We start from the raw sequence: 17,710 nt of genomic DNA on the forward strand, positions 1-17,710 counted from the left end.
ATTGAGCTTTCCATGGAAACGCGAAACCGCTCTGAGTTGTCGTTCGCAACTCCGGACGGAAAACTGTTCATGGTTTTCCCGGGATTGCTCTAGCGGGTCCAGGATGGTGAAAGGTGCCCGATTGTTTTCGACCGCTGTCGCCGCGGTCCTCCTTGTCTGCCTCGCAACCTGGCTGCTGACGAGGCCGCATCCACGCTTCGCTGCCGGCGATCCCACGCTGACGCCCGGGGATGTCGAGCGCGGCAGAGTGGTCTTTGCTGCAGGCGGCTGCTCCTCCTGTCATGCTTCCCCCGGTCAGCCGGACCGCTTAAGGCTCGGAGGAGATCTTGCGCTGGCCTCGCCCTATGGGACCTTCAGAGTTCCCAATATCTCGCCCGACCCAGTTGCCGGTATCGGATCGTGGTCGGTTGCCGACCTTGCCAATGCGCTGATTTCAGGGGTCTCTCCCTCAGGGCAGCATTATTACCCGGTATTCCCCTATCCCAGCTACACGGGGATGACTCTCGGCGACGTCAGAGATCTCTACGCCTTTCTGCACTCGCTTTCGCCCGTGCCGGAGCGCCCGCAGCCACACGATATTTCCCCCTTGTTTCGCATCCGCCGCTTCGTCGGCTTCTGGAAGCTTCTGTTCTTCCACGAAGGCAGACCGGAAGCAGCGCTGAGCGGCGATCCCGTGCATGATCGCGGTGCCTATCTCGTGGAGACGCTCGGTCATTGCGCCGAGTGCCACTCATCCCGCAACATATTCGGCGCGTTAAAGCCAAAAACCAGGTTCGCCGGCGGAGTGAGTTCTGAAGGTGTCGGCTTCAACCCTAACATCACGCCGACAGGTATCAGCTCGTGGTCGCAGCAGGATGTCGCCGAAATGCTTCACAGCGGCAGGACGCCGGGTCACGGCTATGTCGGCTGGTCCATGGCGGATGTGGTCGAGAATACGGCGGAGCTCCCGGAGGCCGACCGGATGGCTATCGCCCGATACCTGAAGTCGCTGCCGCCGCGCCCGACGCCCCATCCTTGATGCGTATCGCCGATCGAGTGATATTGAAGAACGCGAGAACGGGGGGATTAAGCTATTATTGATGCAACGTCATCAGGTTGGGCGACGGAACAGGGCAATGGCCGCAACGTTTTGAGTGAACGGGTATAATGTGAGAGGCAGATCGTCATGAATACGGCTTTTGACGAACTCGCGCAAAAGGCTGTCCTGGTCGTCGAGGACGATTACGCTCTCGCCAGCGAACTCGCATCGAAGCTGACAGCAACCGGAATCAAGATAGTCGGGCCTGCACCGAGCGTCGAACGAGCGTTGCAATATATTGAAGATTCGCAAATTGAAGTGGCCATTCTGGACATCAATCTCGGTGGAACGATGGTGTTCCCTGTCGCCGATGCGCTGGCGAAGCGCAATATCCCGTTCTTCTTCGCAACTGGCTACAGCCGTGATGTCGTGCCTCCCCGCTTTGCGGATCGGATTTTCGTGGAAAAACCGCTGGACACGAGCGCGATTTATACTGCCCTTTCCGAGTGCCGAGGTTCGACGGCGAGGTCATCAGGCGGTCAGAAGAATCTCGTTCTTTCCGCTCTTTCTCCGCGAGAAGATGATCTTATCCGGCCGCATCTCAAGCAGGTTCAGCTGGTTCAAGGCGAGGTTCTTGAAAGGCAGTTTGGAGAGATCACGACGGTTTCCTTCATTGAAAGCGGGACGGTCTCGCTGGTCGCCTTGTCGCTGGATGGCTCACAGGTAGAGGTTGGCCTTATCGGGCGTGAAGGGGTAACCGGCACGGGGCTGTTGGAGGGCGATTGGCGCACTCCCTACAAGCTTGTGGTGCAGACCGAAGGAACCGCGCAGCGCACCGACGTCGACAGCTTCCTTCGTCTGACGCAGAGGGCACCGCAGTTGCGATCGCTTTCATCAACGTTTTCAAGGACGCTCGCAATTCAAATTGGTTATACGGCCCTCGCCAACAGCCGATATTCCATCGAACAGAGACTGGCCCGTTTGCTGCTTATGCTCGATGATCGATCGGAAGGCCAGGTGCTGCTTCTGACCCACGAGCATATATCTTCGATGCTCGGCGTCCGGCGTTCCGGAGTTACGGGCGTACTTCCAATTCTAGAAGGCGAAAAACTCATCCGGTCGGTACGAGGAAAGGTAATCGTCCTCGATCGCGAGGGCCTCATTCTCAAGGCCAGTGGTTCTTATGGCATTCCGGAGGCGGAATACGAGCGGTTGATGGGGTTTTCATTGCGGGGTGGCGAGAATGTTAGAAGGGCGCATGACCAATCACGTCCTCACTTCTACAACCCCCAAATACCGGCTAGGAATAGCCGCTCCTAAATCACAGTGGCGAAAATTGCTGAATTTCGTCACAGACGGGGATCCCATTGGAGGGCAAGTTTTGCACGCCGCAATCGTTCGACCCCAACCCCGTTTTTGGGACGCGCAAAGACTTTTGCAGCGGATGCTGTCGCTAAGAGATCGACGTAAAGTTCTTGCCCCGTCGCAGCGCGGATCCGCCGGCCTGTTGCTTCTCATCACATTCTAGCAACTCTGCCTTAAGCCTCTCAAGGTGCGCCACATGCATGTCCTGCGACTCCTCGAAATTGGTCAAAAGCCGTATCGCCTTCACGTCGGCGCCGCGGTTGGTCAGCTCAGCGACAATCTCGCGCTGTCGAGCGCCGTGATGATCCGAGCAACTTTAAAGGCGGGTTGATCGGAAACCCAGATTTCTAACGAGCATAGAGATAGGCTGCCAGATCGCGGGCCTCCTGGTCGGATATTCCGGTGGCCGGCATTGCCGTTCTTGGCGAATGGGCCTGCGGCGCGACAATCCAGCCGATGAGGTTGTCGGCGGAATTGTTGAGCACGCCGGCAATGTAGACCCGCTCGCGCAGACCGGAGAGATCGCCGCCGACCTTGCCGTCGGCGCCCTCGATGCCTGGAATGGTGTGACATCCGGCGCAGCCATATCGGCGAAAAATCGCCGGCGCCCGCGCCGGATCGCCTTTTGTCATGGCGACGGCAACAGCTTGCCTTTCGGATCGCTGCCGGTAGATGTCGGTCAAGGTCAATGCCGCCGTCAGGCTCACCAAGCAGGCGGCAATCAGCAAAGCGGGGCGAAGGGAATTATGGGGCGACGATACGTGTTCCATCTGCGCCTCCCTTTCCGGAATCCCTGATCCACAAAGCCGTCAGCGCCAGCGCAATCGCGGCATAGATGACGCCGGCGGGAACCCACATTACCAGGCCTGCCATCTGCTGGTCTTCGAGCGGCGACAGCCCCCAAGCCCCAGACGATCGGGTCTGCACGGCGTAGAGCACGTTCGGTGACAGGGCGAGGAGGGCCCCGAGAATGCTCATATGGAGCATGGTCAGGAAGAGATGCCAGGCCGCCAGCCCCCTGTTCGTCTTCCAGATGACGGACCACCAGAACAGGACGGCACTTAAGAAAAAGGAAAGATGCTGCAGACGATGGAGCGGCGTGCTTTCGATCGCTGCGTCGAACAGAACAGGCGCGTGCCATGCCCAGATTGCCGCCCCGTGCAGCAGCGTCGCGACAGTGCCGTTGCTCAGCAACGTCCAGCTCCTGCGGACGATGCTCGAGGCGAGCATCTGTCCTGCCCGGCGCCTGACGATCCTAGGCAACCCCCAGAGCAACACCGCCGACGGGCGTGCCGATACGATGAGCGGCGCGGCAACCGCCATGACCAGCTCATGTTCGATCATATGGACGGTGAAAAGCTGCTCTCCCAGCCAATGCAGGGGAGAGACAAGCGCTCCGGCAAGCACCAGCCAGCCCGCCCAATAGGCCAAAAGCCGCTGCGCGACGACGCGGCGGCCCGTGGATGATCGCGACATCAAGCAAACGCTTCCGCTTGCAGAGAGGGCTGCGCAGACTGCGAGCGGCGCGATTATCCAGGGATCGGCCGTCCATGGGAAGGAACTCGAATGGGCATGGCCGTCATGTGCCAATCCCGGTGTCGCCATAAGAAAAAAAGCGATTGTGGTTGCTGTTCTCATAGCCGCGGCACCCAATAGATGCATCCGTAGAGAGGAAGCCAGGCGAGGACGACAAAGTTCCAGTAGAGCGCGTTGTCTTCGACATCGCCGTAGCGCCGCGCATTGTCGCCATGCTTCGAAAACATCAGGCAGGCGAGAACGACGGTATCGACGAGATCGGTGATGATGTGGGTTGCGTGCAGGCCGAGCATGGTCCAGACGATCGATCCATAGGCATCATCGTCCCAGCCGATGTGAAGGGCAGGGAATTCGTAGGCGCGGGGTATGAGGGGTGCCGCTCCGAGAAGCGCCATGACGATCAGTCCCGCGCGCACCTTGGGGAGATCCCTGTGCTTTGCCCACCGCGCGACGAGCATATTCGGCACGATGCTGACGAGAAGCAGCAAGGTCAGAATTGTGCCGGGAAGAAGATCCGGGGCAGGGGCTTCGATCGGCCAACGCGGCGCCAGGCTCATGAGATAGAAGTAGACGACAATCGCCAAGGCGAATCCCATGCCTTCGATCAGCATGAAGGCACTGGTGCCCCAGAACGTCAGGCTCGCACTGCCCAGGCCGTGCAGGGGAAGCTTCGACAGATCGGTGACCACGCGCTCCTTCATGACTCGTCCTCCGGCGTTTGCTTGGGCCAGAACCATCCCGTCAGAGTGATTGCCACCGTCACGGCTCCCCAGACGACGGCCCACGGGCTGAAGATCGAGCCGATCAGCATAATGCTCGTGGCAATGGCGGCCAGAAATGGCCAGATGGAATCGGCTGGCGAGGACTCCCGCGCTTCCGGCTCGCCTGATGTGACGCTGCTGACGATCAGTTCCCGCCGATCGATCCGAAGTCCGGTCGCCACCGGCAACGTCTCGCCGGATGTCCAGAGCGGTTCGCGCGATTCGACTACGGGAATATGCCGAAAATTGTAAGGGGGAGGGGGCGAAGCTACGGCCCATTCCAATGTCGAGGCGTTCCAGGGATTGGGGCCGGCCGGCCGGCCGTGGCGGAAACTGCGCAGGGCATCGATGAAGAAGACGAGGAAGCCGGCGGCCAGGATGAAGGCGCTGAGGCTGACGAACAGGTTCAGGCCAGCCCAGGGCAGCTCGGGCGGATAGGTGTAGACCCGCCTCGGCATGCCTTGGAGGCCCAGGATGTGCATGGGGAAGAAAGTCAGGTGGAAGCCGGTGAAGATCAGGCCGAAGGCCCAACGGCCGAGCCTTTCGCTCATCATCCGGCCGGTCATCTTCGGGAACCAGTAATAGATCGCGCCGATCAGCGGGAAGACGGAGCCGCCGATCAGCACATAATGGAAATGGGCGACGACAAAATAGGTGTCGTGGACCTGGGTATCGAGCGGCACCGACGCCACCATGACGCCGGTCAGGCCGCCGATGACGAAGGTGATGAGAAAGCCGATGATGAAAAGCAGCGGTGTCTTGAACACCGGACGGCCATCCCACAGCGTTGCCAGCCAGCAAAAGATCTGGGTTCCGGCGGGAATGGCGATTGCCATGCTCGAGGCGGTGAAAAAGCTGCTCCCCAGCCGCGGCAGGCCGGCCACGAACATGTGGTGCACCCACAGGCCGAAGGAGAGAATTCCGGTGGCGATCATTGCCAGCACCAGCGGCATATAGCCGAAGACAGGACGCCGCGTGAAGGTGGAGATCATGGCGGAGACGATGCCGACTGCCGGAAGAAAGATGATGTAGACCTCGGGATGACCGAAGAACCAGAACAGGTGCTGCCAGAGAAGCACATCGCCCCCTTCCGCGGGATTATAGAACTGGGTGCCGACCAGCCGGTCGAGAATGAGCGACGAACTGGCGAACATGATTGCCGGCATGGCCAGGATGACGAGAAAGGCGGTGACCAGCATCGACCAGACGAAGACGGGGATTCGATCGAGCGACATGCCGGGTGCCCGCAGCTTGAAAACGGTCACGACTATTTCGACGGCAACGGCGAGGGCGGAGACCTCGGTGAAGGTGATCATCTGTGCCCAGAGGTCTGCCCGTTTCCCCGCGCCATATTGCGGGCCGGCCAGAGGCACGTAGGAGAACCAGCCGACATCGGGGGCAGTATCGAGGGCGAGGGAGATCCACAGCAGCAGCCCTCCGGCGAGATAGATCCAGTAGGAGAAGGCGTTCAGCCTGGGAAAGGCGATGTTGCGGGTTCCGACCATCAGAGGAACGAGATAGACCGCCATCGCCTCCATGACCGGCACCGCAAACAGGAACATCATGTTGGTCCCGTGCACGGTGAAGATCTGATTGTACCGGTCCGCGCTGATGAAGCGGGCCTCGGGGAAAGCAAGCTGGAGGCGCATCGCCAGTGCAAGCACGCCGCCGAGGATGAGAAAGACAAAGGCTGTCGCGATATAGCGTCTGCCGATGATCTTGTGATCGACCGTGGAGAGCGCTGCTAATAATCCAGGCGGCGTCGACCATGTGCGCCTGAGGAAGGCTTCCGCCTCGGGACAGCCGGCAGCCAGGTCGGCGGGGGAAGGGGTTCTGCCGCCGACCGTCATCGCAGACCACTCATATAGGCGCTCACCTGTCGCAGCTCTTCGCCGGTGAGGGGGACCAACGGCATGTTGTTGCCCGGCTTCAGCGTTTGCGGGTCGGCAATCCATGCCGCAACCGATCCTCGGGTATTCTCCAACAGCCCCGCCGCAATCATGCTGCGGCTGCCGACATGGGTGAGGTCAGGCCCGGAGGTGCCCGATGCCTCGGTGCCGCGGATGGTGTGGCAGGCGGCGCAAGGCTTGCTCATGAACACGAGCTTTCCCGTAGCGGCGTCACCGTCGGCCGGCGCGGCTGCCGTCTTTCTCTGCAGCTCCAGCCATCTGGCATAGTCCTCGGGCTCCTCGGCGATCACCAACAGCGCCATGTGGCTGTGCTGCAGGCCGCAGAATTCGGCGCATTGGCCGCGATAGATGCCGGCTTTGCTGGCATGCAGCGTCAGCCGGTTGTCGCGGCCGGGGACCAGATCCTGCTTTCCCGTCAGGTTCGGCACCCAGAAGGAATGAATGACATCAGTCGAGTCCAGGCGCAGCCGGACATCGGTTCCCACGGGGATATGCAGCTCGTTGGCGGTCTGGAACGTCCTGGCGGGATCCGCATCGAGATAGGTGAACTGCCACCACCACTGCTGCCCGCGAACGGCGATGGTCGGCGAATTGTCCCGGCCGCGGTCGACGCCATTGGTTGCGTAGAAGCTGGTGATCGTCAGGAAGCTTACGACCAGGACGGTCATAACGATTGCGCCGGCAACGACCCTTGCCATGGAACGCTCGGCTTGCGGTTCGCCGGGGATCTGGTTTTTCCTGCGAACCAGCGCCCATACCACGCCGCTCATGACAAGCACGAAGACGACTCCGCAGACGGCGACAAACAGCAATATCAGGCTTCTGAGTTCCGAAGCGGCGGGTCCGTCCGCATTCAGTGCCGATTGCGTGCCCGCAGCGCAGCCGGACAGAAACAGGGTGCATGCCGGGGCGGTCTTCAAGGCCGGACACCTCGATCGGAGCGGACGCCCACCGGCCCTTCCTCGAAAAGAGTTACGGCCGGCGCCCGGTTCTCGGCCGGTCTTGTATGCTTGTCGTCGTTGCGGCTTGGCGCGGTATAGAGGGCCGAATAGGCGCCGATCGTCCTGACATAGCCGGCGAGCTGCCAGATCTCGTCGCTCGTCATTTTGTTCGCGAAGGCAGGCATGCCGTGAGGCCGTCCGTCGCGAATGGATGCCACGACCGATACCATTTCCGAGCCATAAAACCACCAGCCGTCAAGAAACGAAGGGCCGGTCCCGCCTCGTCCGTCTCCATGGCAAGTAGGGCAGCCGAACCAGGAATAAAGGCGCTTGCCCTGGCTCAGATCATAGGCGGTGCTCTCATAGGGCTTACCAAGCGCGAAATAGACGTCGGGTGGTGTGCCGCCGATCCTGTCCGGCATCAGCCGGAACTCATCGAGAGACGATGTGACCGGTGGATCGGCACGATATTGCCTTGGATGTCTTGCCCAGCCGATCGTGGCTCCGATCACGAACATACAGAGCAGCACTATCGAGAACAACCAGGTGCCGTCCTTCTTGACGGCGCTATCGGCAAGCAAAGGGAAGCGAGTGGGACCGGACGTCGCGGCGGGATGGGCGCGACGCAAGCGCGGTTGGCTTGCCCAGGCGATGGCGGCCCAGACGGCTGCCATCGTGAGAAGCGATACTGCCGCCGACCAGGGGACCTGCTTGCTTTCGCGCATTGCCGGGACCCGGGTCAGGACCGCGACGACAGGGCCGAGAGACTGAGCCGCACCGGCAACATCTTGTAAGACGGGGTCTTGGCCTTGGCGTCGTGATGCGCCAGCGGAAAGAGCGGGTTCGCCTCAGGGTAATAAGCCGCACAGCACCCGGCCGGAATTGCGTGCCGAGCAACCTTGAAGCCGGTGACGCGGCGCGTTGTGGCGACATCGATGGCGGTCGTCAGATCGACGAAATCGCCTTCCTTGAAGCCCAGTCTGCCAATATCCTCTTCGTTCATGAATACCACCTTTCGCGATCCCTTCACGCCGCGATAGCGATCGCCGTAACCGTAGATGGTCGTGTTGAACTGGTCGTTGGAGCGTAACGTGGCGAGGTTGAGAACCTCTGTGGCGCCCGGACCGATGTCGAGTTCGGGGAAGAGCCGCGGCGGCGTGATGAAATTGGCTTTCTGGTTGGGCGTCGTCCATTTGCGTTCCCTGGCCGGCACGGGTCTCGGAATGCCGCCAGGTTGAAACATGCGTTTGTTGAAATCCCTGAACGTCTCGGGATAGGTCGCTTCGATCGCATCGCGGATCTTCGAATAATCGCCGACCCATTCGTCCCACGGGACTCGACCCTTCGCCAGCGTCGCCTTGGCGATGCCGGCGATGATGGCGGGCTCCGACAGAAGCTCCTCGCTTGCGGGCTTCGCCTTGCCGCGCGAGCCATGGAAATGCGCCACGGAACTTTCGATGGAGACGGCTTGCGGACCGCTCGCTTGTTCATCGACTTCGATACGGCCGAGACAGGGAAGGAGATAGGCGATTTCGCCATGGATGACGTGGCTGCGATTGAGCTTCGTCGCGATCTGTACGGTCAGGCGGAGTTTGCGCCAGGCCTCCTCCATCGCTTCCGTTTCCGGGACGGCGCGCAGGAAGTTGCCGCCGAGGCTAACGAAGGCTTTGGCCTCGCCCTCCATGATCGCCTTGCAGGTGTCGACGGTTGAGCGTCCTTCCCATTGTGGCGGTTCGAACTGGTAGAGTTGCGCCAGTTTGTCGAGCGGCACGAGGTCCGGCTTTTCCGTTATCCCGACCGTGCGCTGGCCCTGCACGTTCGAGTGGCCGCGCACGGCGCAGATATTGGCGCCCGGCTTGCCGATATTGCCGCGCAGCAGCGCGAGATTGGCGACCATATGAACGTTCTGGACACCCATCACATGCTGCGTCAGACCCATGCCATAGACCATCAGCACCGCCTCCGAATGGGCATAGGTGCGGGCTGCCTGGATCATCTGCTCGCGGGTCAAGCCGGAAACACGTTCCAGTTCGGCCCAGTCATATCGGCGGGCGGCTTCGGCAAACTCCTCGAAACCCGATGTATGCGTGTTGATGAAATCGTGGTCGAGAACATGCTTTTTGTCGGCCGCCGCAATGGAAGCGGCGAACGCCACCGACGCGGCATTATCCGGTTTATGGGGCACGGCATCGGAGCCGGAAACCTTGCTCATCCCCATTTCCTTCATTGCATCGTCGGCTTCGATCAAGGCTTTGCAGACGCCGAAGAGGGCCGCAATGTCGCCTCCGTTCTTCACCTGATAATATTCCGACGAAATCGGCGTCGACCGGCCGGTCAGCATCTGGCTCGGCATTTGCGGGTTGGTGAAACGTTCGAGGCCCGGTTCGCGCAACAGATTGAAGGTGACGATTTTCACGCCCCGGTCGACGGCATCCTGCAAGTCATGCAGCATCCGCGGGGAAGAGGTGGCGACGTTCTGCGCCATGTAGAAAATGCAATCGCAGTTCTGGAAATCGGACAGGATTGCCGTGCCGACGGAGGCTCCGATGCTTTCCGGCAGGCCGACCGAGGAGCTTTCGTGACACATGTTGGAAGAATCGGGCAGGTTATTGCTGCCGAAGATGCGGGCAAAAAGCTGATACATGTAAGAGGTTTCGAGGGAGGCGCGCCCGGACGTATAGAAATCAACCTCACGCGGAGGAATTGACCGGAGCTCCCCGCCGATTTCTGCGAATGCATCGTTCCAGTCCACCGGCTCGTATTTGTCGGTCGAGCGGTTCCACCGCATCGGATGGGTCAGGCGACCTTGTTCTTCGAGATCGTGATCGCTCCATTGCTCCAGCTCATGCAATGTATGGGCGGCGAAGAAGGCGCGGTCGGCGCGGCGGGAAGTGACCTCCCAGGCGGTCGCCTTTGCGCCGTTTTCGCAAAATTCCATCGCATGCGGTTTTGCAGGCTTGGCCCAGGCGCAACTGACACACATGTAGCCGTCTGGTTTGTTGTGATGGGAAAGCAGTGACGGCCCCGATCGGGGGACGTGTTCGCGGAGAAGAATTTCTCCAAGAGATCGCGCCGCCGCCCATCCGCCAGCCGCATGCGTGCTCTCGCCGATAGTTGGCGGATGTTTCGATCGCGCTGACATTTTTGCCTCCCGATATTGTCGAAGGAGAATCCCCGACAGATATTTTGCGATCCAAACTCTTCGAGAAACAAACGGTTCCAGGCGAGTCGGCAAAGTGACGAGCGGCGCTGTCGATAGCCGATGACGGAAGATGATTGGCAATAGCCGCGTCGCAAATGCTCAGAGCGGCGTCGGAGCGTTGGCCTCCACCTCGGCATAGAGCTGACCGCACATCGTCAGCGATCGCCGCATCGCAGCGACGCGATCTTCGGCGTCTTTGGATGAATAGGCCCAGATGTCGGTCGCCCAGCTCTTGCCATCCATCTCGTACTGCAGGGCAAATTTATAGAGCCGTCGCTCATCTGCATCGGTGCTGACGAAAGCGCGATCGGGATCATCGCGACGCTGGCGCGGAAAACTTACAACATTCACAACCTGCTCCTCGGGTTCACCTCGTCGCCAGGGCTCGAAAGGCCGCTTTTCCTTGGACTAACCTGATCGTCCGGATTTCGTTCCCTGCGCACCTCGTCAGAGCAGGCCCATGGCGGGTCTGGCCCTGATATGACCACTCCGAACGTTCACGGTCTCGGCCAGGCTGGAGGTCGTCATCGCTTCAGCCGCATGCGGCCGGCGATTTGCTGTAGCGACCAGCCATGGATGATCCGTTCGATCACCGATTGGCGCACATGGGAGAACCGGGCGAGCTTGCGCAGCCTGGCTCTGCACTCACGCGCCATCTCGTGGGCAGTCACGCAATAGTAGCCGCTCAGATCCGGCATCTGCCGGTCTTCAAAAGCATTCCGCTTGAGCTTGCGGAAAATCGTCGAGCGATGCCGGCCGAGCTTCTCGGCAATGACGGTGGCGCTCAGGCCGGCCGCTCGCGAGCGATCCTGCGACATTCATCCATGTCGATCTGGGAGTAGGTGCGCGTCTCATCAGCCATTCCTTGCGAGTGATAACCCATTAGCATCTATCGCAAGTGGCAGTTCATCCTTGAACCCACCCGCTACAAGGCGATGTCAAAGCTGAATAGGGCTGCGACATTGTCAGCCAGTTAGAAATGCGACACTGGCTCTGACGATCAGCCCCCGATCCGGCCGGCTGGGCCGGGTTGAAAGGGCGGAGCGGGGGCGGCTCCGTGGTTCTTGCGATGAAGGCATCGAGCGCTTCCCCATCGACGGCAAGGAGGAGGCCTGGGTTCGTACAGAACTGCCCGGCGCCGAGGATCAGCGACGAAACGAACGCCGAGGCTATGCCATCGACGTTTCGGGTGAGCGCGTTTGGGAACAGGATAACGGGACTGATGCTGCTCATCTCGGCGTACACAGGGATCGGCTGCCGCCGCTTAGATGCGATGTCCATCAGGGCCGTCCCGCCGCGGCGCGACCCGGTGAAGCCGACGGCAGGAATTCGATGATCGGCGACGAGCTGCTGGCCGACCTCGAAGCCTGTGTCGAAAAGTAGGGAGAAGGTGCCGAGATGAAGTCGGCAGGCCGCGACAGCCCGCTGCACGGCCCGTCCCACCAGCTCTGAGGTGCCCGGATGCGCCGAATGCGCCTTCACGACGACGGGGCAGCCAGCAGCGAGGGCCGATGCCGTGTCTCCTCCAGCGACCGAGAAGGCGAGCGGGAAATTCGACGCACCGAATACAGCGACGGGGCCGAGCGGGATATTGCGAAGCCGCAGATCAGGCTTGGGAGCAGGCTTCCGCGAAGGATCGCCCTCATCGAAGCGCAGCTCCTGGAAGCGGCCCGCGCGGACTTCCTGGGCAAACAGCCGGAGCTGGCCCGTAGTGCGATTTCGCTCCCCCTCGAGCCTTCCGCGGGGAAGCCCGGTCTCCAGCATGGCGCGGACGATCAACTCGTCGCCAATCGACTCGATTTCCGCAGCAATTGCCTCAAGGAAGGACGCTCGGCTCCCAAGATCGGTTTCGCGGTACGATGCGAAAGCTTCCCAGGCTTGTGCCGCAGCGGCGTCGGCATCCTCGCGTGACGCGCCACCAAACGAGACAGCCAGCGGCTTCCCGGTAGCTGCCTCGATACCGTGGAACTCGCCATTCGAACCGCGCGCTTCCGTCCCCGCTAAAAGCAGATTTCCGGTCAATGTCATGATCGATGTCCTTCCAGATTACAGACTTCCATATAGGAGTTCGACGGGGCGTTTTCAGCCTAGGCAGCCTTTGCTTTCGGGAGCGGATGCCCCGCTCGACCAAGCTCCTCAAGCAAAGCCAAAATCTTGATCACCGCGACGTTGTCCGTCGAATACCAAAGCGTCTGCGCTTCGCGCCGAACCGTAACAAGCTTTAGATGCCGAAGCTTCGCCAGGTGCTGCGACGTCGCCGATTGGCTAAGACCCACCACGGTAGCAAGGTTGCCAGCCGTGACCTCGTCGCCCAGGAGTACCGAGAGGATTTTCAGCCGACTCTCGTTGCAGATCGCGGTCAGCAGGGCGGATTGGCGGGCTGTGTTTCGATTGTCGATCATGGAGGGCTCCGCGATATGAGACCGCCCGCCTACGTGCCACCCCGGGTCCGGACAATACGCCAAAGTTGGGGTATCAGGGTCTCACTGCAGCCGCGCGCAGCATCGAAACGGCAACTCCGCCACCAGTTTCCCCTCGCAATCCGTAATTTCGAAAGTCATATCCCCGACGGACTCGTCCAGCATGATTGCCTCCGCAACGATGCGCCGGGCAACAGCGATTGCCTCGGCGACGCAATCTATCGCCTGAATTTCGATGCCCTCATAGTCCGGATCGACGACTTCCGCGACGCGAATATGAAAATGAAACCTAGTCATCGAGGACGTCGCCTCCCCATGGGTTGTTGACGACGGCGACCCAGCGGCCATCGGCCTGAAGAGTGAGCACGTCCGCTGTCGTTCCACTGACTTCTTCCGTGGAGGGCGCGCCATCTATGATGTAGCGGGCAGTCCATCGCGCATGGTGAAGGGCGATATTGCCCCGCTGGATCACGACGCGGTCGTCGACCACCAGGAAGCGAAGGCGCCGCGCGAGTTCAACGAAGCCGTCACCTATCGCGGCCCGACCGACTGCCTGCCTGTCTGGTTCGACCAGCAGCACGCCGTTCTCTGCGAAGTGAGCGGCAGCCTCGTCGACGCGACCGCACTGCCACATGTCGCGGATCGCCGACATCGTCTCCGCAGGGGTCATCACGCACTTCGTTCTCACGGCAACCTCCTTAGCTCGGCATGAGGGCCTCACGGCGAATAGTGGCTGAACACGAAGTCTTTCGATGCGTCGAGCTTCACGTGGCAGGCAAAGCAGCTCTTGATCAGCGGCTCGCTTGGGTTAGCGACGCCATTCTCGAACTGACCGTAGCCCCAGCCACCCGTGTCGGCGTATTTCTTCGAATCTTTCACCGAGAACTGCACATTGGTCGGGTCGCCGGCGACGAAGGATTGCGGCGCCGGGAAGACCTTGTCGTTCTCCGGAGACGATTGGTAGACGTAGGCGAGCCTCGCGATGATGGCGCCATCCGGAAACGGCCTCGTTCCTTCTCGAAATGCCTTGATCGCGATGTCGTTGCCGAGGACCGCTCGGATGTCGTTGTTCTTGCCAGCTTCGTGCGCGACTGTGATCAGCCGCCATTCCCTATATTCTTTGGGAATCTTCACTCCGTAGATCGGCGAGGCGTCGCCTGTCAGGCCGCTGGTCGCAGCAGCAGACTTGCCGAGGATGACAAGTGCTGAGACCGCTAGCTTCGTTTTCGACATCACATTCTCCTTCGGGATCTTGCTGGGCGCCCATCAGTGTCCGGCGGACGGATAGAGCAAGTCGACACATTGCAACGCCAATGCGCCGCCAGCAAACTGCACCGCAATGAAGAGGGCTACTGCCGTCACCGAAGCGCTCGACGGCGACAAGAGCAGGCTGATGGCGACGGCGGGGTTGGCGATGGATCCGGTCGGTGTGGCGATGATCGCGCCCAGTAGCCAGAGGCCGACTGCGAAAGGCCCGGTCATCTTGTTGGTGCTACGGCTACTGCAGAACACGACCATCATCAGCCCGAATGTCGACAGTGCCTCGCTTACGACAGCGGCGGCATTCGGAAGCTCCCTAGTGGGTGGGCTTGGTGGGACCGCGAACATGAGATCGACCAAGACGGCGCCTGCTGTCCCTCCAAGGATCTGTGCGGCCACGTACCAGGTCGTGCACTCGAGACCGCGCTGTCCCGCGCGCCACTGAAGAACGGTGATGACCGGGTTGAAGTGGCCGCCCGACACCGAGCCAAGAGCCAGGATCAGTCCGATCAACGTGCCGGATATAGCCATGGCCGACGAAATCGGCGCAGCTTTTCCACCGATCCCGGCGCCCAGCACGGCGACCATCAGCAACATCGTGCCAACGGCTTCGGCGAGCGACCGTCTGACCAGCGGCGCGCTGGCGTCGTCCTCGACGAAGCAGCGGGACGCGCGCGGGGGCACGAGCTTCAGGAGTGAGCCCTCCATCGATCCTCCACGGCCGACATCTGCCTGGCCAGTTCCTCGGGCGTTATCAGACGCTTCTGAAACGCGATGTTGGCGAAAGCGGCGATCCAGCGCTCGTAGTAAGTGAGCTTGCCGACCATCTCCGACCCCAGGGCTTCGACGCCGCGGCGCTTCTCCTCGGTGTTGATGATCTTGTGGAAGTCGAGCACGTCGGCGAGCGCGTGGCACCGTTTCTCCCAGGGGAGGAGTTCGTGATCGGTCTGCTCGATCGTAGGTGCTTCCAGCCCGCCGATGTCGTTCGGCAGTCGCTTGAGAAGTTGTTCGCTTCCGGTCATGCCGCTATTCCTTCGGTCGGAGAATTGACGGGTATCACGCCGATCATCGCATCACGGGTGACGAGCGCGGCGAGTTGCTCTTCGCTGTATCCCTCAGTTCCAGGAGGGCGCATCGGAAGCACGAGGTAGCGTTGGATCGCCGTAGAGTCGCTGACTCTGACCTCCACGTCGTCGGGGATGATCGTCCCAAACTCCGCCAGTACCTTTCTCGGCTCGTAGACCGCGCGGGCACGGTAGGGCTTCGCTTTGTACCAGTCGGGTGGCAGCCCAAGGACTGGGCGCGGGTAGCAGGAACAGAGGGTGCAGACGATGAGATTGTGGACCTTCGGTGTGTTCTCGAGAACGATGAGTTCCGTCAGATCATAGAAGGTGATGCCGAGTTCCTCGCAAGCGGTGCGGCCGTTCTCGAGCAGGCGTGATTTGAAATCCTGGTCCGTCCACGCGCGAGCGACGACCTTGGCGCCGAGAGCAGGGTTCCGGGAGTCCAGAACCTCGATCTGGTGTCTAATCTCGTCGGCGCCGATGTAGCCCTTCTCGATCATCAGTTCTTGGAATGCTTGCTCCATGATATCGTAGTAGCCCGGCTTCTCGGTCGTTTCGATCGGCGCGTGCGGGTGCCCGTGCTCGGTGCCATGATCGTGGTCGTGGTCATGTTCTTCATGGACGGTCATCGTCGACCTCCTCCAGCCAGTTTTCGAATACTTCGATGCGGAGATTGTCGCCGGGCGATCCGGCGTAGTCCTTCCAGATTTCGGTCATCGGGACGGCGATCCGATAGTAGACGCCAAGCGATCCGGCGTTCCGTCCGAACCCTTCCTCTTCGTTGTTGACGGCCCTCGGCGACATGATCGCCTCTATCACCGCTTCCTTGCCACGAAGGTAAGTGGGGACGCGGTAGTGACCGACTGGAGTCAGGTTACCGACCCGAACACGCTGTCCAACGCGGAGCCGGGGCAAGTCGGCGGGGGCGGGCACAACGCCTTCTATCTTCGTTTGTCTGGGAATGGGGTTCATCGCTACCTCCTGCATTACCGAAGAGGGTACGAACCAGACAGGCATCGATCTTTCGTATTCGTGCGATGGCGAAGTTTCAAACTTGCGGCGGGCATCGAACGAATACGAAAGATCGCGTTCGGGATCCTGCTCATGATGTGAGCGTCACAATCCTTCAGGAGACTTGCCATGACGCACATCATCACTCACCCGGCGCCTGCCGTGCCGCTAACCGCAGGCGAATTGCTTCCATGGGTCCTCTTCGTCGGGCTTCTCTCGCTCATGACCCTTTATTTCGTCGGGGCCGAGCAGGGCGCAACTTCACTCGTCCAGGGGAACGCCATCCACGAGTTCGTGCACGACGGCCGTCACCTCCTCGGCTTTCCCTGCCACTGAGGATGCCGCTATGCTTCAGCGACTTCTCCTTGCCGGGATGCTGTCCGGTTTGATCGTGGCGCTCCTATCCTTCGGCTTCGCGCGGGCGTTTTCCGAACCGACCGTCGAACGGGCCATCGTTCTCGAAGAACGGAGCGCTGCCGATCACAGCCATGCGGAAGAAGAAACCGTGAGCCGGGCCACTCAGCGCAATCTCGGTCTCCTGACGGGGATCGCAAGCTACAGCGTCGCGCTCGGCGGCATTCTGGCAATCGGCCTCGGATGCCTGCACGGGCGGCTCGGGCTCGGGCCACGATCGACTGTGTGGACGCTGGCATCATTGGGATATGTCTCGCTTGTTCTCGTCCCGCAGCTGAAATATCCCGCCAATCCTCCTGGTATCGGTAGCGCCGAGACGATCGGCAGCCGCACCGAACTCTACTTCCTGCTGATTCTGCTATCCCTCGTTTCGATGGCCCTTTCCTTCTGGATCGGCGTCTTGATCCGGCGCAGGCACGGCGGGATGTTCTCGGTGCCAGCCGGAGCGCTGGCCTTCGCAGCGATGGCGATGATCCTCGTGTCTACCCTCCCGGATGTTCAGGAAGTGCCAAGCGGCTTCCCTGACGACCTTCTATTTACATTCCGGGCGCAGTCGGCAATTCTCCAGCTTATCGTCTGGGGTGGCCTTGGCGCAATCTTCGGACAGTTCGCAAAATGCATCCTCGACCCTCGGGTGCCGAGGATCTCTGCAAACGCCGGGATTCCGAATGCCTGATTCAGGTGCCCCACGTTACAGCATCTTGGCGGAGTGGCTCGGCGGAAGAGACATGGAGCTTTGTCGCTGATGGACGAGGGCTCGGGAGCGGTGGAGGCACGCAGGTCGGACGCCCACGACGTCGGCCCATTC

20 protein-coding genes and 2 pseudogenes are annotated in these 17,710 nt (G+C 60.9%); 4 read left to right on the forward strand and 18 right to left on the reverse strand.

What is annotated here, in order from left to right:
• The first annotated feature begins 103 nt into the window (after positions 1–103).
• Both FHT70_RS19780 and FHT70_RS19785 read left to right on the forward strand, forming a co-directional pair.
• Positions 104–1,018 carry a cytochrome c gene (locus tag FHT70_RS19780; protein ID WP_183704239.1) on the forward strand — a complete coding sequence of 305 codons (915 nt, stop codon included), beginning with the start codon at positions 104–106 and terminating at the stop codon, positions 1,016–1,018.
• A gap of 147 nt (positions 1,019–1,165) precedes the next feature.
• Positions 1,166–2,338: a helix-turn-helix domain-containing protein gene (locus FHT70_RS19785; protein WP_183704242.1), complete on the forward strand. Its 1,173-nt coding sequence runs from the start codon at positions 1,166–1,168 to the stop codon at positions 2,336–2,338.
• Positions 2,339–2,730: 392 nt separating this feature from the next.
• On the opposite strand, the gene FHT70_RS19790 is transcribed toward FHT70_RS19785, so the two are convergent.
• The 18 genes and pseudogenes from FHT70_RS19790 to FHT70_RS19875 all read right to left on the reverse strand — a co-directional run bounded on the left by FHT70_RS19790 (position 2,731) and on the right by FHT70_RS19875 (position 16,449).
• On the reverse strand, positions 2,731–3,153 hold the full coding sequence (locus FHT70_RS19790; protein WP_097599699.1) for a c-type cytochrome: 423 nt from the start codon (positions 3,151–3,153) through the stop codon (positions 2,731–2,733).
• The gene (locus FHT70_RS19795; protein WP_183704244.1) at positions 3,128–4,021 is read right to left on the reverse strand and encodes a cytochrome c oxidase assembly protein; all 894 of its coding nucleotides are present in this window, start codon (positions 4,019–4,021) and stop codon (positions 3,128–3,130) included. Before FHT70_RS19795 ends, FHT70_RS19790 begins: the two co-directional genes overlap by 26 nt.
• Positions 4,018–4,620 carry a cytochrome c oxidase subunit 3 gene (locus FHT70_RS19800; protein WP_097599697.1) on the reverse strand — a complete coding sequence of 201 codons (603 nt, stop codon included), beginning with the start codon at positions 4,618–4,620 and terminating at the stop codon, positions 4,018–4,020. Before FHT70_RS19800 ends, FHT70_RS19795 begins: the two co-directional genes overlap by 4 nt.
• On the reverse strand, positions 4,617–6,530 hold the full coding sequence (ctaD, locus tag FHT70_RS19805; RefSeq protein WP_183704246.1) for a cytochrome c oxidase subunit I: 1,914 nt from the start codon (positions 6,528–6,530) through the stop codon (positions 4,617–4,619). Before ctaD ends, FHT70_RS19800 begins: the two co-directional genes overlap by 4 nt.
• Entirely contained in the window at positions 6,527–7,510 is a 984-nt protein-coding gene (coxB, locus tag FHT70_RS19810) for a cytochrome c oxidase subunit II (RefSeq protein WP_097599695.1), read from the reverse strand. Before coxB ends, ctaD begins: the two co-directional genes overlap by 4 nt.
• Positions 7,507–8,049 carry a cytochrome c gene (locus FHT70_RS19815; protein WP_183704312.1) on the reverse strand — a complete coding sequence of 181 codons (543 nt, stop codon included), beginning with the start codon at positions 8,047–8,049 and terminating at the stop codon, positions 7,507–7,509. Before FHT70_RS19815 ends, coxB begins: the two co-directional genes overlap by 4 nt.
• Before the next feature lie 221 nt (positions 8,050–8,270).
• Complete coding sequence (locus FHT70_RS19820; RefSeq protein WP_183704248.1) at positions 8,271–10,673, reverse strand: FdhF/YdeP family oxidoreductase; 2,403 nt, start codon at positions 10,671–10,673, stop codon at positions 8,271–8,273.
• Between the two features lie 159 nt (positions 10,674–10,832).
• Positions 10,833–11,084: a hypothetical protein gene (locus FHT70_RS19825; RefSeq protein ID WP_183704250.1), complete on the reverse strand. Its 252-nt coding sequence runs from the start codon at positions 11,082–11,084 to the stop codon at positions 10,833–10,835.
• Between the two features lie 176 nt (positions 11,085–11,260).
• Positions 11,261–11,616, reverse strand: a pseudogene (locus tag FHT70_RS19830) (helix-turn-helix domain-containing protein); the annotation flags it as partial.
• Between the two features lie 170 nt (positions 11,617–11,786).
• Positions 11,787–12,761 (reverse strand): annotated as a pseudogene (locus FHT70_RS19835) (aldehyde dehydrogenase family protein); the annotation flags it as partial.
• Positions 12,762–12,820: 59 nt separating this feature from the next.
• Positions 12,821–13,135, reverse strand: coding sequence for a metalloregulator ArsR/SmtB family transcription factor (locus tag FHT70_RS19840; RefSeq protein WP_183704252.1), 315 nt, complete (start codon positions 13,133–13,135; stop codon positions 12,821–12,823).
• A gap of 81 nt (positions 13,136–13,216) precedes the next feature.
• Positions 13,217–13,450, reverse strand: coding sequence for a hypothetical protein (locus FHT70_RS19845; protein WP_183704256.1), 234 nt, complete (start codon positions 13,448–13,450; stop codon positions 13,217–13,219).
• Complete coding sequence (locus tag FHT70_RS19850; protein WP_162745735.1) at positions 13,443–13,841, reverse strand: nuclear transport factor 2 family protein; 399 nt, start codon at positions 13,839–13,841, stop codon at positions 13,443–13,445. The genes FHT70_RS19845 and FHT70_RS19850 overlap by 8 nt, the downstream gene beginning before the upstream one ends.
• Positions 13,842–13,870: 29 nt before the next feature.
• Positions 13,871–14,386 (reverse strand): cytochrome P460 family protein, encoded by a 516-nt coding sequence (locus FHT70_RS19855; RefSeq protein WP_183704258.1) that lies wholly within the window; start codon positions 14,384–14,386, stop codon positions 13,871–13,873.
• 33 nt (positions 14,387–14,419) lie between these two features.
• Positions 14,420–15,121: an aquaporin gene (locus tag FHT70_RS19860; protein WP_183704261.1), complete on the reverse strand. Its 702-nt coding sequence runs from the start codon at positions 15,119–15,121 to the stop codon at positions 14,420–14,422.
• Complete coding sequence (locus FHT70_RS19865; protein ID WP_183704263.1) at positions 15,103–15,435, reverse strand: SH3-like domain-containing protein; 333 nt, start codon at positions 15,433–15,435, stop codon at positions 15,103–15,105. The genes FHT70_RS19860 and FHT70_RS19865 overlap by 19 nt, the downstream gene beginning before the upstream one ends.
• Entirely contained in the window at positions 15,432–16,106 is a 675-nt protein-coding gene (nthA, locus tag FHT70_RS19870) for a nitrile hydratase subunit alpha (RefSeq protein WP_183704265.1), read from the reverse strand. Before nthA ends, FHT70_RS19865 begins: the two co-directional genes overlap by 4 nt.
• Entirely contained in the window at positions 16,093–16,449 is a 357-nt protein-coding gene (locus FHT70_RS19875; protein ID WP_183704266.1) for an SH3-like domain-containing protein, read from the reverse strand. Before FHT70_RS19875 ends, nthA begins: the two co-directional genes overlap by 14 nt.
• 168 nt (positions 16,450–16,617) lie before the next feature.
• Here FHT70_RS19875 and FHT70_RS19880 point away from each other — a divergent pair, with 168 nt between their 5' ends.
• Both FHT70_RS19880 and FHT70_RS19885 read left to right on the forward strand, forming a co-directional pair.
• A complete protein-coding gene (locus FHT70_RS19880; protein WP_183704267.1) occupies positions 16,618–16,824 on the forward strand; it encodes a CbtB domain-containing protein in 207 nt (68 codons plus the stop codon).
• Between the two features lie 10 nt (positions 16,825–16,834).
• Positions 16,835–17,578, forward strand: a complete 744-nt coding sequence (locus FHT70_RS19885; protein WP_183704268.1) for a CbtA family protein — start codon at positions 16,835–16,837, stop codon at positions 17,576–17,578.
• Positions 17,579–17,710 lie beyond the last annotated feature (132 nt).

The organism is Rhizobium sp. BK049, from assembly GCF_014193135.1.
Classification (GTDB): domain Bacteria; phylum Pseudomonadota; class Alphaproteobacteria; order Rhizobiales; family Rhizobiaceae; genus Rhizobium.